This is a genomic window from Roseateles chitinivorans (assembly GCF_002761755.1).
Taxonomy (GTDB): domain Bacteria; phylum Pseudomonadota; class Gammaproteobacteria; order Burkholderiales; family Burkholderiaceae_C; genus Roseateles; species Roseateles chitinivorans.
In genome coordinates, this window is sequence record NZ_PEOG01000073.1 from 1 (window position 1) to 16,952 (window position 16,952).

General features: G+C 71.0%; 17 protein-coding genes. 7 read left to right on the forward strand and 10 right to left on the reverse strand.

What is annotated here, in order from left to right:
- Positions 1-47: 47 nt before the first annotated feature.
- Both CS062_RS20805 and CS062_RS20810 read right to left on the reverse strand, forming a co-directional pair.
- Positions 48-413 (reverse strand): winged helix-turn-helix domain-containing protein, encoded by a 366-nt coding sequence (locus CS062_RS20805; RefSeq protein ID WP_233218184.1) that lies wholly within the window; start codon positions 411-413, stop codon positions 48-50.
- A 55-nt stretch (positions 414-468) separates the two neighbouring features.
- On the reverse strand, positions 469-2,604 hold the full coding sequence (locus tag CS062_RS20810; RefSeq protein WP_158238857.1) for a diguanylate cyclase domain-containing protein: 2,136 nt from the start codon (positions 2,602-2,604) through the stop codon (positions 469-471).
- A gap of 276 nt (positions 2,605-2,880) precedes the next feature.
- On the opposite strand from CS062_RS20810, the gene CS062_RS20815 reads away from it, so the two are divergent.
- From CS062_RS20815 to CS062_RS20830, 4 genes are read left to right on the forward strand one after another with little or no spacing between them, the layout of a single operon-like run.
- Complete coding sequence (locus CS062_RS20815) at positions 2,881-4,266, forward strand: circularly permuted type 2 ATP-grasp protein (protein WP_199174307.1); 1,386 nt, start codon at positions 2,881-2,883, stop codon at positions 4,264-4,266.
- 2 nt (positions 4,267-4,268) lie between these two features.
- The gene (locus CS062_RS20820; RefSeq protein ID WP_099863473.1) at positions 4,269-5,237 is read left to right on the forward strand and encodes an alpha-E domain-containing protein; all 969 of its coding nucleotides are present in this window, start codon (positions 4,269-4,271) and stop codon (positions 5,235-5,237) included.
- Between the two features lie 52 nt (positions 5,238-5,289).
- A complete protein-coding gene (locus CS062_RS20825) occupies positions 5,290-6,144 on the forward strand; it encodes a transglutaminase family protein (protein ID WP_099863474.1) in 855 nt (284 codons plus the stop codon).
- 51 nt (positions 6,145-6,195) lie between these two features.
- A complete protein-coding gene (locus CS062_RS20830) occupies positions 6,196-6,930 on the forward strand; it encodes a proteasome-type protease (RefSeq protein WP_099863475.1) in 735 nt (244 codons plus the stop codon).
- 20 nt (positions 6,931-6,950) lie between these two features.
- Here the strand turns inward: CS062_RS20830 and CS062_RS20835 are convergent, their stop codons facing one another.
- The 8 genes from CS062_RS20835 to CS062_RS20870 form a co-directional block, all read right to left on the reverse strand.
- A complete protein-coding gene (locus CS062_RS20835; protein ID WP_099863476.1) occupies positions 6,951-7,421 on the reverse strand; it encodes a YybH family protein in 471 nt (156 codons plus the stop codon).
- A 96-nt stretch (positions 7,422-7,517) separates the two neighbouring features.
- On the reverse strand, positions 7,518-8,327 hold the full coding sequence (locus CS062_RS20840; protein WP_099863477.1) for an amino acid ABC transporter ATP-binding protein: 810 nt from the start codon (positions 8,325-8,327) through the stop codon (positions 7,518-7,520).
- The gene (locus CS062_RS20845; protein ID WP_099863478.1) at positions 8,311-8,964 is read right to left on the reverse strand and encodes an amino acid ABC transporter permease; all 654 of its coding nucleotides are present in this window, start codon (positions 8,962-8,964) and stop codon (positions 8,311-8,313) included. The genes CS062_RS20840 and CS062_RS20845 overlap by 17 nt, the downstream gene beginning before the upstream one ends.
- Complete coding sequence (locus CS062_RS20850) at positions 8,961-9,686, reverse strand: amino acid ABC transporter permease (protein WP_099863479.1); 726 nt, start codon at positions 9,684-9,686, stop codon at positions 8,961-8,963. The genes CS062_RS20845 and CS062_RS20850 overlap by 4 nt, the downstream gene beginning before the upstream one ends.
- 72 nt (positions 9,687-9,758) lie before the next feature.
- Positions 9,759-10,568: a transporter substrate-binding domain-containing protein gene (locus CS062_RS20855; RefSeq protein ID WP_099863480.1), complete on the reverse strand. Its 810-nt coding sequence runs from the start codon at positions 10,566-10,568 to the stop codon at positions 9,759-9,761.
- A complete protein-coding gene (locus CS062_RS20860) occupies positions 10,565-11,353 on the reverse strand; it encodes a GntR family transcriptional regulator (RefSeq protein ID WP_099863481.1) in 789 nt (262 codons plus the stop codon). Before CS062_RS20860 ends, CS062_RS20855 begins: the two co-directional genes overlap by 4 nt.
- Positions 11,354-11,501: 148 nt before the next feature.
- Positions 11,502-12,362 carry a carboxylating nicotinate-nucleotide diphosphorylase gene (gene nadC, locus CS062_RS20865; protein WP_099863482.1) on the reverse strand — a complete coding sequence of 287 codons (861 nt, stop codon included), beginning with the start codon at positions 12,360-12,362 and terminating at the stop codon, positions 11,502-11,504.
- Positions 12,363-12,386: 24 nt separating this feature from the next.
- On the reverse strand, positions 12,387-13,085 hold the full coding sequence (locus tag CS062_RS20870) for a fumarylacetoacetate hydrolase family protein (RefSeq protein ID WP_099863483.1): 699 nt from the start codon (positions 13,083-13,085) through the stop codon (positions 12,387-12,389).
- 98 nt (positions 13,086-13,183) lie between these two features.
- Here CS062_RS20870 and CS062_RS20875 point away from each other — a divergent pair, with 98 nt between their 5' ends.
- The 3 genes from CS062_RS20875 (at position 13,184) to CS062_RS20885 (ending at position 16,941) form a co-directional block, all read left to right on the forward strand.
- Complete coding sequence (locus CS062_RS20875) at positions 13,184-14,398, forward strand: septal ring lytic transglycosylase RlpA family protein (protein ID WP_099863484.1); 1,215 nt, start codon at positions 13,184-13,186, stop codon at positions 14,396-14,398.
- A 184-nt stretch (positions 14,399-14,582) separates the two neighbouring features.
- On the forward strand, positions 14,583-15,737 hold the full coding sequence (locus CS062_RS20880) for a GGDEF domain-containing protein (RefSeq protein ID WP_158238859.1): 1,155 nt from the start codon (positions 14,583-14,585) through the stop codon (positions 15,735-15,737).
- 25 nt (positions 15,738-15,762) lie between these two features.
- Entirely contained in the window at positions 15,763-16,941 is a 1,179-nt protein-coding gene (locus CS062_RS20885) for a GGDEF domain-containing protein (RefSeq protein ID WP_158238860.1), read from the forward strand.
- Positions 16,942-16,952 lie beyond the last annotated feature (11 nt).

Consider the following 16,952-nt stretch of genomic DNA (forward strand, 5'->3'; position numbering starts at 1 on the left):
GAGCGAGGAGGGGCACCGGCGCCGCCAGCGTCCGCTCCTCCCCGGCCTCAAGTCGCGAGCAGCTTCATCAGCTGCCGGATCTCCGGCTTGCAGGCCACGAGCGCGTTGTCCTCGATCTGCCGATAGAGCGTGACCAGCGCCCGCCCCGATTCCGTCAGCGCGCTGCCACCTCCCTTGGCGCCGCCGGCCGCGGTGGCGACGGCGGGCGTCTTCAATGCGCGGTTGAGTTCATCGATCAGCAGCCAGGCGCGCCGATAGGACATATCGAGCGACCTGGCCGCCGCCGTGATCGAGCCGGTCTCGTCGAGCGCCTCCAGCAGGGCGATCTTTCCGGGTCCGATGGCGATCGTCTCGCCGACGGTCACGCGCATGCGGAGCTTGAGGGACGGCTTGTGCGCCGGCTTGGGCGTCACGGGAGCGGAAGTCGGGCGGGCCACCATGCCGCGGATTAGACCTGATGCGGGGTGCTCAATCGGCGATTCGCCAGCAGCCGCGGCCGGCCGCCTTCGCGGCGTAGAGCGCGTCGTCGGCGCGACCGAGCAGTGCCACCTCGCCTTCCTGGCCGCCGTCGTGGCAGGCGATGCCGATGCTGGTGGACAGCTGCAGCTGCTGCCCTTGCAGCGTCAGCGGCGCCTTCACCGCGTCCAGCACCTTGAGCGCCACGCCGGCGGCTTCGTCCGGCGCGTGCAGGTTCTCGAGGATCAGCACGAATTCGTCGCCGGCCAGGCGGCAGAGCTGGTCGGTCTCCCGGATCGCGCCGCGCACCCGGTCGGCGAAGGCGCGCAGCACCACGTCGCCGGCCGCATGGCCCAGCGAATCGTTGATCTGCTTGAAGTGGTCCAGGTCCAGGAACATCAACGCCAGCGTCCGGCCGTTGCGGCGGTTGCGGGCCAGCGATTCCGACAGGCGGGACTCGAACTGGCGTCGGTTCGGCAGCCCGGTCAGCGGGTCCACGCGGCTGAGCTGGTCCAGCTCGCGCTCGACCTGCTTGAACGCGGAGATGTCGGTGGCCAGCGTGTAGACGCCGGCCACGCTGCCATCGGGCCGCACGTCCGGCACGTATTCGGCCAGCATGTCGCGCACCACCCCATTGGCCTCGGAGCGTGTCTCGAAGCGCTGCCGCACGCCCGCCAGCGCGGCCTTCAGGAAAGGCAGCCGCTGCTCGTACAGCACCGGCCCGATGACGTCGGCCAGCGGCCGGTCCAGCGCCTCCTCCGGCGCCATGCCCATCCAGGCGCGGAAAGTCGCGTTGAGGAATCGGATCCGCTGCTCCGCGTCGATGTAGGAGATCAGCACCGGCAGGTTGTCGGCGATGGTGCGCAGCCGGCGCTCGCTGGACTCCTGGCGCAGCAGTGCGTCGTGCAGTTCCAGCGTGCGGGCCTGCACCCGCAGTTCCAGGGAGGCGTTCAGCTCCGCCAGCGAGCGGTCCTGGTCGGCCTGGCGGTGCGCCAGGTCGTTCAGCGCCTGCGACAGCACCGCCGCCTCGCGATAGCCGCCGACGGCGGGCAGGTGGTCCTCGCTGAGGTGGCGGCGCTGCGCGATCGCGGCGGCCAGCTCGCGCAGCGGCCGGCTCATGCGCCGGGCCAGCCACCAGCTCAGCGGCACCGCCAGCGCCAGCATCAGGATCGCGCTCAGCGCGATCTGGCGCCGCAGGCCGTAGTAGTCGGCCAGCGCCACGGCCACCGGCTGTCGCACCAGCACCGTCCAGCCCAGTCCGGGATAGGGCCCGTAGCCCTGGCTGGGCACGCTCACCGCGAAGTAGTCGACACCCCCGGCCTCATGGTGGCGAAGCCCCTGCCCGCTCTCGGCGCCGATCGGCATCTTCCGGCCCTCGTGATCCGAGGGCCCCAGGATCACCACGCCGTCCTTGCCCAGCACCAGCGCGTCGGCCTGGTGGGAGGCCATCGTCGCGTCGATCAGCTCGCTCTTGATCTGGCGCGCCCATCCCCAGCTCAGGTGCACGCCGAACACGCCCTGCAACTGCCCCCGCCCGTCCAGCAGCGGGACCGCGAAGTCGACGAAGCGCCAGGGCTCGTTCTGGCGCGGCAGCAGCTTTTCCAGCAGCAGCGCCGCGTGGACATCGCCGACGAAGGGCTGGCCGCCGCGGGCGCCCTGCCACCACGGCCGCTTGGAGACATCCACCCCGTCCAGCAGGCCTCCGGCGGCGGCCAGCACCTTGCCCTGGGCGTCGGTCACGCCCAGCCATGCGAAATGGTCGAAACCCACCTGCACCTGGTCCAGCGCCCGGCGCATCGCCTCGGGGTCGTCGAAGCGGCGGAAGGGCTCGAGCTGCGCCAGCACCCGCACTTCCTTGAACTGCTGTGCCATGCCGCGATCGAGCGCATCGCGGAAGTCCACGGCCACCTGCCGCAGCGACTCGACCGCGCGGCGCTCGGCGTGGGCGCGGGCGAAGTTCTCGATCAGCAGCGCGGTGATCAGCAGCGCCGTCGCCACCGCGGCCAGCACCATCGCGGTGAGCCAGCGGCCGAGCGAGGCGCGGGAGCCGCGCGGCGGGATGAATCCATCGTGTCCACCGGCGGCGGCGGAGCCGCCCGGTCGTCCGGGCGTGGGAGGTGGCGGAAGGGCCTGGGAGTGATCGTGCATCGCGGGGTTGTATCGGGAGCGGCGGCCGGCCGCAACGCGGGATAGTGCCACTGCACCAGCGGCGGGCGATGAATGAACCTGCGGAGGCACCGCCACGGGGCAGGCTTTGCAGGCGCACCAAAACCGGTCAAGCTCGGGCCCGTGCCGGCCCGGCAATGGCGTCGCGCTGGGCACGGGCCTTGCAACCTGCCCTGCCGGGCCGCCGCCCGGAGGCGGTCCGTCCCTGGAGACCCCATGCATGCGCTGACCCTTCCGGCCGCCGGCCATTACGACGAGATGCTGCTGCAAAGCGGCGCGATCCGGCCCAGCTACCAGGCCTTCGCGGACTGGCTGCATGCGCAGACGCCCGAGGCGCTCGCGAAGAAGCGGGCCGAGGCCGACCTGCTGTTCCACAAGGTCGGCATCACCTTCGCCGTCTACGGCGACGAAGCCGGCGCCGAGCGCCTGATCCCCTTCGACACCGTCCCGCGCATCGTCCCCGCCGACGAATGGCGCATGCTCGAACGCGGCCTGCGCCAGCGCGTCACCGCGCTCAACCGCTTCCTCTGGGACATCTACCACGACCACGACATCGTGAAGGCCGGCCTGATCCCGGCCGAGCAGGTCTTCGCGAATGCGCAGTACCAGCCGGCGATGCAGGGACTGGACCTGCCGCTGGGCGTCTATGCGCACATCACCGGCGTGGACCTGATCCGGCATGCCGACGGCGGCTATTACGTCCTCGAGGACAACCTGCGCGTCCCCTCCGGCGTCAGCTACATGCTGGAGAACCGCAAGATGATGATGCGGCTCTTCCCCGAGCTGTTCGCCAAGTACTCGGTCGCGCCCGTCGCGCACTATCCGGCGCTGCTGCTCAACACGCTGCGCCAGGCCAGCCCGGCGGACAACCCGACCGTCGTCGTGCTGACCCCGGGGCCGTTCAACTCGGCGTACTTCGAGCACGCCTTCCTCGCTCAGCAGATGGGCGTGGAGCTGGTCGAGGGCCAGGACCTGTTCGTCAAGGACGGCTTCGTGTTCATGCGCACCACCGTCGGTCCCAAGCGCGTGGACGTGATCTATCGCCGCATCGACGACGCCTTCCTCGACCCGCTGGCCTTCCGCGCCGATTCGATGCTGGGCGTGCCGGGGCTGCTGTCCGTCTACAAGCAGGGCCACGTGGTGCTGGCCAACGCGATCGGCACCGGCGTCGCGGACGACAAGTCCATCTACCCGTACGTGCCGGACATGATCCGCTTCTACCTCGGCGAGGAGCCCATCCTGCACAACGTGCCGACCTGGCAGTGCCGCAAGCCGGAGGACCTCGACCATGTGCTGAACCACATGGCGGAGCTGGTGGTGAAGGAGGTCCACGGCGCGGGCGGCTACGGGATGCTGGTCGGGCCGGCCTCGACGGCGGCAGAGGTGGCCGACTTCAAGGAGCGCGTCAAGGCCAACCCGTCCAACTACATCGCGCAGCCCACGCTGTGCCTGTCGAGCTGCCCGACCTTCGTCGAGCGCGGCATCGCGCCGCGCCACATCGACCTGCGGCCCTTCGTGCTCTCGGGCCGCGAGGTCAACATGGTCGCCGGCGGCCTGACGCGCGTGGCGCTGAAGGCGGGCTCGCTGGTCGTCAATTCGTCGCAGGGCGGCGGGACGAAAGACACCTGGATCCTGGAGAACTGATCATGCTCAGCCGCACCGCCGCCCAGCTCTACTGGATGAGCCGCTACCTGGAGCGCGCCGAGAACCTCGTGCGCATGCTCGACGTGACGCACTCGCTGTCGCTGCTGCCGCAATCGCGCGGCGCCGCCACCGAGCTCGCCGCGCCGCTGGCCGTCACCGGCACGCTGGAGGCCTATCAGGCGCGCCATCCGCGCCTGAGCGCCGAGCAGCTCTTCCGCTTCATGGGCATCGACCTGGACAACCCGGCCTCGGTGCTGTCGTGCATCCGGCAGGCCCGCGAGAACGCGCACGCCGTGCGGGGCCAGATCACCGCCGAGATGTGGGAGGCGATCAACACGAGCTGGCTCGAGGCGCGCGAGCTCGCGCGCAAGGGCGTCGCGGAGCCTTCGTCCTTCTTCGACTGGGTGAAGGAGCGCTCCCATCTCTTCCGTGGCGCGACCTACGGCACCTTGCAGCGCAACGACGCGTACTGCTTCATCCGCCTCGGCACCTTCGTCGAGCGCGCCGACAACACCGCGCGCCTGCTGGACGTGAAGTCCCAGTTGATCGCCCCGGCGGTGGACACGCTCGCGCCCGTCGACGCGCCCAGCGAGAGCGCGCCCGATTTCTACGCCTGGAACGCGCTGCTGCGCTCGCTGTCGGCCTTCGAGGCCTACCATGCCGCCTATCGCGACAGTCTCAACGGCCGCCGCGTGACGGAGTTGCTGATCCTGCGCCCGGACGTGCCGCGCTCGCTGCGCGCCTGCTGCGACGAGATCCGGGCCATCCTGCCGCAAATCGAGGCACGCGACGGCGCCGAAGACGCCGGCCGCACCGCCAAGCAGAGCGCCAGCCGGCTCGCGCTGCGGCTGGAATACGGCGCGGTGGACGAGATCCTCGAGCAGGGGCTGCATCTCTGGCTGACCGGCTTCCTGGAGGACTCGGCACGCCTGAGCCTGGACATCCAGCGGGCCTACTTCGAAGCCCAATGACCTCGCCGCCGACCGCGTTCCGACGCGGCGGACGCGATCCGGAGACAAGGCCATGCACCTGCACATCTCGCACGAGACGGTCTACGACTATGACGCGCCGGTGGCGCGCAGCACGCAGTACCTGCGGCTGACCCCACGCGCGGGCCGCGGCCTGCGCGTGCTGCACTGGCAACTGGAACTGCCCGCGCCAGCGAACACCTGCCGGGACGCGTTCGGCAACACCATGCATGTGCTGAGCCTGGACGGTCCGCGACGCGACATCGTCCTGCGCGCCATCGGCGAGGTGGACACCAGCGACGCCCCACCGACGCCCGACCCCGAGGACGAACTGCCCGCGCCGCTGTTCCTGCGCGACAGCCCGCTGACCCGCGCCGACGAGCAGTTGCGGCAGTTCGCCGCGAGCTTCGCGGACACCGCATCCGTCGATGCCCACGGCGCACTGCTGGCGCTGATGGCGGCGCTCGGCGAGCGCATGCCCTACGTGCGGGGCTACACCGACGCCGCCACCCCGGCGGCGCAGGCCTTCGCCACCGGCCACGGCGTCTGCCAGGACCATGCGCAGGTCTTCGTCTGCTGCGCGCGGCTGCTGGGACTGCCGGCACGCTATGTGTCGGGCTACCTGGCCACCGACTTCGAGCACGTGGCCAGCCATGCCTGGGCCGAGGTGCGCCTGCCCGACGCGATGCCGACCGCCGGGGACGGTCGTGACGCATCGCACGGCATGGCGGGCGGCTGGCTGGGTTACGACATCAGCAACCAGTGCCTGGCCGATGGCCGCTACGTGAAGCTGGCGATCGGCGCGGACTATCTGGATGCCTGTCCCGTGCGCGGCGTACGAACAGGCGGCGGGCTTGAAACGATGCGGGCCGAAGTGCTCGTGAAGCCCGGCACGGCCGATCAGCAATGACGAAGGGCGAGGCGCCCACAAGCCCGGATTGATCGGCTACGCTCCCGCCCCATGACTTACTGTGTTGCCATGCGGCTGCGTGCCGGTCTGCTGTTCGCGTCGGATTCCCGCACCAATGCAGGCGTGGATCACATCGCGACCTTTCGCAAGATGAATGTGTTCGAGCAGCCGGGCGAACGCCTGGTCACGCTGCTCAACGCCGGCAACCTGGCGACGACGCAGAGCGTGGTAAGCCTGCTGCGCCAGCGCGCGGTCGGCCAGGGCGCGCATCTGATGAACCTGACGTCGATGTACGACGTCGCGGAGCTGGTGGGCAAGACGCTCAAGGAAGTGGTCGCGCGCGACAGCGATGGTCCCGGCCAGCTGAACCAGGGCGTGGACTTCGGCGCGAATTTCATCGTCGGCGGCCAGATCCGGGGCGAGGCGCCGCGGATCTTCCATGTCTATCCGCAAGGCAACTTCATCGAGGCCACCGAAGACACGCCGTACCTGCAGATCGGTGAATCCAAGTACGGCAAGCCGATCATCGACCGGGTCATCGACTTCGACAGCTCGCTGGCCGAGGCGACCAAGTGCGCGCTGATCTCGTTCGACTCGACCATCCGCAGCAATCTGTCGGTGGGGCTGCCGATCGACATGCTGCTCTACAAGACCGACAGCTTCGCGCCCGCCCAGCCGCACCGCATCACGAAGGAGGATCCCTACTTCATGAAGGTGAGCCAGGGTTGGGGCGGCGGGCTGAAGCGCGTCTTCGAGCAGTTGCCGGACGAAGACTGGTTCGCGTGAGCGAGCAGCCCGGCTGAAGCTCAGCGCTTGCAGTCGCAGACGTCGCTGCCGTTGTCGAAGACGACGCGCCAGCGGCCATCGGGATCGAGCCGCCAGGTCGATGCGAAGCGCGCGACCAGCTTGCCCTTCGCATGCACCGGCCCGGTCGAATAGGCGAGCTTGCCGTCGGGCAGCGCCTCGACGAGATCGGGCGCCCACGTGAACGGCGCTTCGGCGCCTTCGAAGAAGCGCTTCCATTCCGCGAGCACGGCCGCTCGGCCGCGCAGCGGCTTGTTCCCGTTGATGAAGATCGCATCCTGCGCGACGAACTCGGCGAAGGCCTTGAAGTCGCGCCTGGCCATCGTCGCGGCGAAGGCGATCTCGGCCTCGCGCACCGCCGAGGCGCCATCAGACGCCACCCCTTGAGCGCGCAACGGCGTCATGGACGACAACGCCAGGATGCCGGCGGCCAGCGCCCAGGTGGATCGAAGGGTCGAGCGACGGTCAGGCATGGGGGGGCTCCTCGCAAGGTCGGACGCGAAGTCTAGGCCGCGCCCGGCCTCCTGCCACTCGGCATCCCTGCGGCGGCTACGCCTCTCACAGGCGATTCAATCGTCCAGCGACTTGAGGAACTGCTTCAGCTCCGGCGTCCTGGGCGCGCCGAAGAGATCGGCGGGTGGTCCGATCTCGTGCACGCGGCCCTGGTGCATGAAGATCACCCGGTCCGCCACCTTGCGCGCGAAGCTCATCTCATGCGTGACCATCAGCAGGGTCATGCCCTCCTCGGCCAGCGACTCCACCACGCGCAGCACCTCGCCCACCAGCTCGGGGTCCAGCGCCGAGGTGATCTCGTCGCACAGCAGCACCTGCGGCTCCATCGCCAGGGCCCGCGCGATCGCCACCCGCTGCTGCTGCCCGCCGGACAGCTGGTCCGGCATCGCGTCGAACTTCTCGGCCAGCCCCACCCGCGCCAGCAGCGCCCGGGCCTGCTCGGCGGCGTCCTTGTCGGAGCGCTTCTTCACCAGCGTCGGCGCCAGCATCACGTTGCGGCCCACGCTCAGGTGCGGGAACAGGTTGAAGCCCTGAAAGATCATCCCGACCTGCTGCCGCAGCGCCCGCATCGCCATCGCGCTCTCGTGCAGCAGCGGCTTGTCGGCCACGCGCAGCGAGCCGTCCTGGAACTGCTCCAGGCCGTTGATGCAGCGCAGCAGCGTGCTCTTGCCCGAGCCGCTCTTGCCGATCAGCGCGATCACCTCGCCGCGCATCACGTCCAGGTCGATGCCCTTGAGCACCTCGTTGGTCCCGTAGGACTTGCGCAGCGCGGTGATGCGCACGATGGGCACGCCCGGCGCGGGCACCGTCCCGGCCGTCACGGCGCCGACGGCATCCGCCGTCACGGTTTCAGGCAGCACGGCCATGTTGCTTCCTCTCCAGATGTTGGGCGGCCAGGCTCACAGGGAAGCACAGCGCGAAATAGAACAGCGCCACGCAGCCGAAGACCAGGAAGGGCTTGAAGCTCGCGTTGGCGATCATCCCGCCCGCCTTGGTCAGCTCGACGAAGCCGATCACCGAGGCCAGCGCGGTCCCCTTGATCACCTGCACCAGGAAGCCCACCGTCGGCGCGATCGCCAGGCGTGCCGCCTGCGGCAGGATCACATGCCGCAGCTGCTCGCCGAAGCTCATCGCGAGGCTGCGCGCGGCCTCCCACTGGCCGCGCGGCACGGCCTCGACGCAGCCGCGCCAGATCTCGACGAGGTAGGCGCTGGTGTAGAGCGTCAGCGCCAGCGAGGCAGCCGTCCAGGCCGAGACCTCGATGCCCAGCAGCGCCAGCCCGAAGTAGGCGAGGAACAGCTGCATCAGCAGCGGCGTGCCCTGGAACAGCGCGACGTAGGCGCCGATCAGGCGCTGCGTGCGGCGCCCCAGGCCGATGCGCAGGCACAGCAGGGTGCCGCCGACCAGGCCGCCGCCAATGAAGGCGATCAACGACAGGACCACCGTCCAGCGCAGCGCGAGCGCCAGGTTGCGCAGGACGTCCCAGAGGGTGAACTCGATCATGCGCGGCTCCCGGTGCCGATGCCGGCCAGGCGGCGCCACAGCGGCGGCCGGTTCGCGACCGTCGCGCCGCCGAAGAACCACCGCGGCCCGGCCCACAGCAGGAATCGCCGCACGAGCACCGACAGCGCCAGATAGATGAGCGTCGCGACGATGAAGGCCTCGAACGCGCGGAAGTTGCGGCTCTGGATCAGGTTGGCGGCGTAGCTGAGCTCCTCGGTGGAGATCTGCCCGCACACCGCCGAGCCCAGCATCACGATCACGATCTGGCTGGTCATCGCCGGCCACACCCGCTTGAACGCCGGCGGCAGGATCACACGCGTGAAGACCTGCGTCGGTCCGAGTGCCAGGCTCTGCGCCGCCTCCCACTGGCCCCGGGGCGCGGCCTGGATGCCGGCGCGCAGGATCTCGGTGCCGTAGGCGCCGAGGTTCAGGGTCATCGCGATCAGCGAGGCGCTGGTCGGCGACAGCTTCACCCCCAGCGACGGCAGGCCGAAGAACACGAAGAACAGCTGCACGATGAACGGCGTGTTGCGCAGCAGCTCGACATAGACGCCGACCAGCCGCCGCGCCCAGGCCGGACCGCAAGCGCGCGTCCAGGCGCCCAGCGTCGCGATCGCCAGGCCCAGCGGCACCGCGATGACGGTGAGACCGACGGTCCACCCCAGGCCGCGCAGCAGCAGCGGCCATTCGGCGAGGACGGCGCCGAAGTCGAACTCGATCATGGGCGGCTCCCGGAAGGACCGGCGATCGGCGCGGTCGGTCTCAAGTCAGGCACGGTGGCGATCCGCCGGCGCTCAGAGCGGCAGCTCGCCGGCGCCGCGACCCAGCCACTTCTTCGACAGCGCTTCGAGCTCGCCCGCCTGCTTGGCGGCCGCGATGATCGCGTTGACCTTGGCCAGCAGCGCGTCCTCGCCCTTGGCAACGCCGATGAAGCAGGGGCTGTCCTTGAGCAGCAGCTTGTATTCGACGTTCAGGCCGGGCTGGCGCTGCATCAGGTTGCCGGCGACCGCGGCGCTGGTGGCCAGCACCTGGGTCTGCCCGGCGGCGAACGCGGCGATCGTCGCGTTGTTGTCCTCGAAGCGCTTGAACTCCAGCGTCGACGGCGCGACCTTGGCCAGCTCCTGGTCCTCCATCGCGCCGCGCGTCACCGCGACGCTCTTGCCGGCCAGGTCGGCGAAGCTCTTGATGGTCAGGCTCTTGGGTGCGAACACCGCCTGATAGAACGGCGCGTAGGCCGCGCTGAACGAGATCACCTTCTCGCGCTCCGGGTTCTTGCCCAGCGTGGAAATGACCAGGTCGGCCTTCTTCGTCTGCAGGTAGGGAATGCGGTTGGCGCTGGTCACCGGCACCAGCTCGGCCTTCACCCCGAGCTTGGCGGCGATCAGCTCGGCCATCGCGACATCCAGGCCTTGCGGCTTCATGTCCGGACCGACGAAGCCATAGGGCGGGTAGTCGGTGGGGATGGCGATCTTGATGGTCTTGGCCTTGGTGATCGTGTCCAGCGCGGTCTGCGCCTGGGCGCCGAGCGCGAGCAGGCCGAGGCCGGCGGCCAGCAGCAGGCGGCGCGGCAGCGCGCGGACGGAGGGACGGACGGCGTGGCTCATAACAGGGCTCCTAGGTAGGCGGGGGCGGGATCGGCGGGGTCGGATCCGTCGCGGCGCGCGGCGCGCGGGCGGCGGGAGGTCGAGGAAGCGGCGGCCGTGGCCGGCGTCGGCGGCGAGAGCGGCGTCAGGGCCTGCCGCAGTTGATGCAACGGGTCGTCGGTCTGCGTGTCGAGTTGCAGGCCGGACTGCACGCTGGCCAGGTGCGCGGCCATCAGCGCTTCCGCGCGGGCGGCGTCACCCTGCTCGAGGGCCGCGACGATGGCGACATGCTCCTGGCAGGACTGCGCCGCCTCGTGCGACGACTGATAGAGCATCGCGATCAGCGTCGTGCGCGCGGTGTAGTCGCGCAGCGTGTCGGCGAGCAGGCTGTTGCCCAGGCACTCGGCCAGGCAGACATGGAAATCGCCGAGCAGGAAGCTGCGCGCGCCGACGTCGTCGCCGCGCAGCGCAGCCTTCTCCTGCGCCAGGTGCTTCTTCAGCCGCGTCAGCGCCGGTTTGTCCAGGGGGCGGCGGCCGCGCAGCAGGCCGAGCTCGATGACCCGGCGCGCCTCGAAGGCCTCTCGCGCTTCATCGCGCGAAGGCGCGATCAGGTACCAGCCGCGCCGCGCGCTGACGGTGACGATGCCCCGCGCCGCCAGGCGCGTCAGCGCCTCGCGAACGATGGTGCGGCTGCAGTCGAAGAGCAGCGCCAGCGGCTGCTCGCCGAGCCGCGTGCCCGGCGCCAGCTTTTGCGCCAGCACGGCTTCGATGATCCGTTGGCTGATGTCGGTGGCGGTGATGCCCATGGCCAGGGCATTGCAGCTTCCGTGCCAGCGGCGGCGGGGCGCCGCCTCACTGGCTCATCTGTCTTGTATGCAAGCCAGGACGACAGCGGTGCACCGCGCTTGCGCACAAGCTTGGTGTGCGGGCACCGTCGCGGTGCCCTGCCCGGCCTCAGCCGTCGACCCGCATCGAGTAGTCCACCGCCTTGGCGTCCTTGGTGAGTCGCCCGACCGAGATGCGGTCGACGCCGGTGGCCGCGATCCAGCGCAGCTGGTCGATGGCCACCCCGCCCGACACCTCCAGCAGCGCCCGGCCGCCGGCGATCGCCACCGCCTCGCGCATCATCGGCTCGCTGAAGTTGTCCAGCAGCACGCTGACCGCGCCGGCGGCCAGCGCCTCTCGCAGCTGCTCGATCGTCTCGACCTCGACCTGGATCGACACGCCGGCGTTCAGCGCCTGCGCCTGCTGCAGCGCCTGGGTCACCCCGCCGGCCGCGGCGATGTGGTTCTCCTTGATCAGGATGCCGTCGTACAGCGCCAGGCGCTGGTTCGCGCCACCGCCGACGCGCACCGCGTACTTCTGCGCCAGCCGCAGACCGGGCAGCGTCTTGCGCGTGTCCAGCACCGCGCAGCCGCGCGGATTCGGACTGGCGCCCTCGATGGCGCGCGCATGTGCGCGCGTCGCCGTGGCGGTCCCCGACAGCAGCTGCAGGAAGTTCAGCGCCGGCCGCTCGGCCGAGAGCAGCGAGCGGCCCTCGGCCTCGATGCGGCAGACGATCGTGTCGGGCGCCATGTCGGCGCCCTCGTCATACAGCCACTCGATCCGCGAGGAGCCGTCCAGCGCCAGGAACACGCCCTCGAACCAGTCGCGGCCGCACAGCACCGCCGCCTCGCGCACCCGCACATGGGCCTGCACGCGCCGGCCCGCCGGCACGAGCCGCGCGGTCCAGTCGCTGATGCCGATGTCCTCGAACAGCGCATCGCGGATGTTTCGCGCGCGGGCCTCGTCCAGGGTCTCGTTGTGGTCGAACATCGTCGCGGTCCCGGCTGCCTCTGATTACTCGGCCTCGCCGATGGTGATCGACAGCTCGCCGAAGCCCTCGATGACGCCGGTGATCACGTCGCCCGGCTTCACCGGACCGACGCCTTCGGGCGTGCCGGTGTAGATCAGGTCGCCGGGCGCCAGGTGATAGAACTGCGACAGGTTGGCCACCAGCTCCGGAATGCTCCAGATCATGTCGGACAGGTCGCCGCGCTGCTTCTCGACGCCGTTCACCGCCAGCGTGATCGCGCCGCGGGACAGCTCACCCAGTTCCGAACGCGGCACCAGCTCGGTGATGACGGCCGAGTGCTCGAAGCCCTTGCCCAGGTCCCAGGGCCGGCCGATGGCCTTGGCCTCGTTCTGCAGGTCGCGGCGCGTCATGTCCAGGCCGGCGGCATAGCCCCAGACCGCATCGGCGGCCTGCTCCGGCGTGGCCTTGAAGACCGGCTTGCCGATCGCCACGACCAGCTCCATCTCGTAATGCAGGTTCTTCGTGCCCGGCGCGTAGGGGATGGTGCCGCCCGACGGCGCCAGCGCGCTGGCCGGCTTGGTGAAGTAGAACGGCGGCTCGCGGTCCGGATCGCTGCCCATCTCGCGGGCATGGGCCGCGTAGTTGCGGCCGACACAGAAGATGCGGCTCACGGCGTAGCGCGCGTCGCTGCCGCGCACGGCCACGGCGGCCTGCGGCGCTGGGGGGAAGACGTAAGTGCTCATGGCGGGCGGAGGTAACGATCGCAACGATCGTGCAAGGAAGGTGGGGAGCGCGGAGCATAACCTTGGCAAATCCGCGCCGCATTGCTAGGGTTGCGGCCATGTTTGAAGCCCGCCCCGCCGGCCAGCGCCTGGCCGTCCTGACGTGTGCCCTGATCCTGGCCGCCTGCGCCAGCCGCGGTCCCGCCCCCAGCCGTCCCGCCCCGGGCGGCCCCAAGGTCTCCTCCTGGCCCGACCGCGACGGCCCCGACGCCGTTGTCCCGCCCGACCTCCAGAAGGTGCCCGACGCGGTGCCCAGACTGGAGTCCATCCGCAAGGGCGGCCCCAACAAGCCCTACGAGGTGCTGGGCGAGCGCTACGAGCCGATCGCCGACGACAAGCCGCTGATCCAGAAGGGCCTGGCGTCCTGGTACGGCCGCAAGTTCCACGGCCGGCCGACATCCAGCGGCGAGATCTACAACATGTACGCGATGACCGCGGCCCACGCGACGATCCCGATCCCGAGCTATGCGCGGGTGCGCAATCCCAGGAACGGCCGCGAAGTCATCGTCCGCATCAACGACCGCGGCCCGTTCCACAAGGGCCGGATCATCGACCTGAGCTACACCGCCGCGCTCAAGCTGGGCGTGCTGAACGGCGTGGCGCCGGTCGAGATCGAGCGCATCACCTACGAGGACATCCGCACCGGCGCCTGGACGCGCGACCGCGACACGCTGTCGCCCGATCCCAAGGTGGCGCCCGACACGCCGGTCTACGCCGCCGCGACGCCCAGCGGCGCTCCCGATTCGACGACGACCGCCCAGCTGCGCCCGCCCGCCGAGCCGGTGACCGTGCCGGCCCAGGTGCCGCTGCCGGTGCCGGTGGTCCCGGCGGTCGCCCGCGGCGACAAGCCCGGCGCGTCCTCGTCCGCCAACCCGGACGCCAGCCTGACGCCGATTCCCATCACCGCGCTGCCGCCCGGCAGCGACCTGCCGCCGTCCGGCCAGTCCAAGGCCGATGCGATGGCGGCCGCGACCGCCGGCGCCATCGCCGCGGCCGACCCGCAGGCGCCGGTCCCCGCGCTCAAGATCGCCGCGGCGGCGCAGGGCTTCTGGCTGCAGTTCGGCGCGTTCTCGCGGCTCGAAGGCGCGGAGCAACTGCGCGAGCAGTTCACTCGCGGCATGGAGGAGATCGCACCGATGCTGACGATCTTCAAGGACCGCAATCTGCACCGCCTGCAGGCCGGCCCCTTCGCGAGCCGCGAGGACGCCCGCGCCGCCGCCGACCGGGTGCGCACCGCGATGTCGCTGACGCCGGTGCTGGTCGAGCGCCGCTGAGCATCGCCACGCGCGGCCGAGCACGGCCCCGCACCGGCCGCGCGCCCGAACCAGGTCGGCCCGCACGCCGATTGCCCCTTTCCCGCGGGGCGCCGTGGGGCGCTCCCCTACCCGGGAGAGGACGCCGGGGTCGGTGACGGCGGCGCGATGGTGCGCCGCGCATCGCCCTGCGAAGATGACCCGCATGCCGCCACTCGACGCCGCCACGCTGCTGATGGCGATTGCCGTCATCGATACCGTCGCGTGCATCGTCTGGCTCGCGCTGGGCGAAGTGCTGCGCATCGCGCCGCGCGCGGCGCGCCGGCTCTCCGCCTATCACGGCCTGTGCGCGCTGGCTTGGTGGCCGGCCTTGCCGGCGTCGATGGAGCGCCTGGTCGCGCTGCCGCTGGACGTGATCGCGGCGGGACTGCTCGCTGCGGGCGTGCGCGGACTGATGCGGGTGCGCTACGGGGCGCCGGACATCATCGCGGTCGTGATGCTGGGGCTGGTCGCGACCGCCCTCACCGCCGGCGATCCGGACCTGTCCTCGGCGCGGGCCGTCTCCAACATCGCCGGCGGCGTGCTCGCGCTGATGGCAGCCTGGGACGTCGCCATCGGCGCCGGCTTCCGTGCCGGCCTGACCGCCGTCGTGGTGACGCCCTACCTCGTGCTGGCCGGCGGCTGCCTCTGGCGCGCGGGCGGGCTGCTTGGCTGGATGCCGTCGGGACTCGGCGTCGCGGGGCTGGGCGCGAACGCGCCGCTGGCGATGCTGCGGCTGGTCGTCGACCTGACCATCGCCACCGGCCTGATCGCGCTGGTGATGCAGCGGCTGATCGCGCGCGTGCGGCACCTGACGCGGCGCGACGCCCTGACCGGGCTGCTGAACCGGCGCGCGATCGAGGACCATCTCGCCCGCCTGCAGGCGCTGACCGAGCGCGGCTGCGCCAACGCGGTCATGGTGCTGGACGTCGACCACTTCAAGCGCATCAACGACGAGCTGGGTCATGCCGGCGGTGACGCCGCGCTGCAGCACCTGGCCGCCGTTCTGGGCGAGACGCTGCGGGACACCGACTGCTTCGGCCGGCTCGGCGGCGAGGAGTTCGCCGTGCTGCTGCCCGACACCGACCTCGACGGCGCGATGCTGGTCGCGGAACGCCTGCGCGGGTTGCTGCAGAAACACCCGCTGGCCTGGGGCGACAAGCTCTGGCCGATCAGCGCGAGCTTCGGCGTCGCCACGATGCGCGCCGGCGATGCCCACGGCCACGGCGCGTTGTCGCGGGCCGATGCGGCGATGTATGCCGCCAAGGCACGCGGCCGCAATCGCGTGCTGCGCGCCGCCGGCGAAGCGGAGTTCGCGTGAGCACGCGGTCGATGGAGCACGCCTGATGCTGCCCGCCGCCGATCCGGTCTCGCTGATCGCCGCGCTGGTGGCGCTGTTCGGCATCGCCGCGGTGGTCTGGCTGATGATCGCCGCCGGCCTGCGCGAATCGCCCGGGGCCTGCGCCTGCCTCGCGGGCGCGAACGCGGCGCTGGGCGGGTCTTTCCTGCTCCATGAAGCGCTCGGGCTGATGCCGCCGCTGCACGACTGGTGGTCCGACCTGCTGTCGCTGGTCGCCTTCGCGCTGATCCGGCTGGCGGTGCCGATGGTGGGCGAGCGGCCCGCGCCGTGGCGCTCGGTCGGCGGCGCGACGATCGCCGTGGGCATCGTCGCCGCCCGCTTCACCGGCGGGCCGGCCACGCTCGGACACAAGGTGCTGATCTTCGGCGCGATGGCGAGCCTGGCGATGCTGGCGGCGGTCGATGCCTGGCGCCTGCTGCGGGCGCGCGGCCTGGCCGGCCGCGTGGCACTGGCGATGGCCGCGCCGCTGGTCGTGGTCGGCCTGCTGCTGCTGTCGCGGCCGGTGGAGGCGCTGCTCGCGCCGGGCCGGAGCGAGGACATCGATGTCCCGTCCGCCTTCAACATCGCCTGGCTGTGGGCGTCGCTGGTGCTGGCGCTGCTGATCAACGGCTGGATCGCCTTCCTGCTGCTGATGAAGCTGGTGCTCGAAATCCGCCGGCTCACCGAGCGCGACCCGCTGACCGACGCGCTGAACCGGCGAGCGCTGTCCGAGGCGGTCGATGCCGAGCACTCGCGCCAGATGCGGGGCCACGGCTACGCCCTGGTGCTGCTGGACATGGACCGCTTCAAGCAGCTCAACGACACGCTGGGGCACGCGGCCGGCGACGCCGCCCTGAAGACCCTGGTGCGGGTGCTGCGCCCCTGCCTGCGAGAGGTCGACCGCCTCGCCCGGCTGGGCGGCGAGGAGTTCTGCGTCCTGCTGCCCCACACCGGCATCGCGGGCGCGGCGCTGGTGGCGGAGCGGATGCGCGCGCTGCTGGCGGGACAGGACTTCGCCTGGGAAGGGCAGACCTGGACGCTGACCGCGAGCTTCGGCATCGCGGAGTCCTCGGCCGCCGATGCCAGCGCCGCCGAGGTCATGCGTCGCGCCGACCAGGCCCTCTACCGCGCCAAGGCGCAGGGCCGCAATGTCGTGCAGGCGGTGGAGCTGGAGCCGGGCCGCTGAGCGAGCCGGCG

Bases quoted from the DNA above. Each gene is read 5' to 3' on its own strand.
- CS062_RS20860 (WP_099863481.1), bottom strand. From the start codon at position 11,353: ATGGGCATCACCGCCACCGACATCAGCCAACGGATCATCGAAGCCGTG.
- CS062_RS20855 (WP_099863480.1), bottom strand. From the start codon at position 10,568: ATGAGCCACGCCGTCCGTCCCTCCGTCCGCGCGCTGCCGCGCCGCCTG.
- CS062_RS20850 (WP_099863479.1), bottom strand. From the start codon at position 9,686: ATGATCGAGTTCGACTTCGGCGCCGTCCTCGCCGAATGGCCGCTGCTG.
- CS062_RS20870 (WP_099863483.1), bottom strand. From the start codon at position 13,085: ATGAGCACTTACGTCTTCCCCCCAGCGCCGCAGGCCGCCGTGGCCGTG.
- CS062_RS20825 (WP_099863474.1), top strand. From the start codon at position 5,290: ATGCACCTGCACATCTCGCACGAGACGGTCTACGACTATGACGCGCCG.
- CS062_RS20820 (WP_099863473.1), top strand. From the start codon at position 4,269: ATGCTCAGCCGCACCGCCGCCCAGCTCTACTGGATGAGCCGCTACCTG.
- CS062_RS20810 (WP_158238857.1), bottom strand. From the start codon at position 2,604: ATGCACGATCACTCCCAGGCCCTTCCGCCACCTCCCACGCCCGGACGA.
- CS062_RS20815 (WP_199174307.1), top strand. From the start codon at position 2,881: ATGCTGCTGCAAAGCGGCGCGATCCGGCCCAGCTACCAGGCCTTCGCG.
- CS062_RS20830 (WP_099863475.1), top strand. From the start codon at position 6,196: ATGACTTACTGTGTTGCCATGCGGCTGCGTGCCGGTCTGCTGTTCGCG.
- CS062_RS20875 (WP_099863484.1), top strand. From the start codon at position 13,184: ATGTTTGAAGCCCGCCCCGCCGGCCAGCGCCTGGCCGTCCTGACGTGT.
- CS062_RS20880 (WP_158238859.1), top strand. From the start codon at position 14,583: ATGCCGCCACTCGACGCCGCCACGCTGCTGATGGCGATTGCCGTCATC.
- CS062_RS20845 (WP_099863478.1), bottom strand. From the start codon at position 8,964: ATGATCGAGTTCACCCTCTGGGACGTCCTGCGCAACCTGGCGCTCGCG.
- CS062_RS20885 (WP_158238860.1), top strand. From the start codon at position 15,763: ATGCTGCCCGCCGCCGATCCGGTCTCGCTGATCGCCGCGCTGGTGGCG.
- nadC (WP_099863482.1), bottom strand. From the start codon at position 12,362: ATGTTCGACCACAACGAGACCCTGGACGAGGCCCGCGCGCGAAACATC.
- CS062_RS20840 (WP_099863477.1), bottom strand. From the start codon at position 8,327: ATGGCCGTGCTGCCTGAAACCGTGACGGCGGATGCCGTCGGCGCCGTG.
- CS062_RS20835 (WP_099863476.1), bottom strand. From the start codon at position 7,421: ATGCCTGACCGTCGCTCGACCCTTCGATCCACCTGGGCGCTGGCCGCC.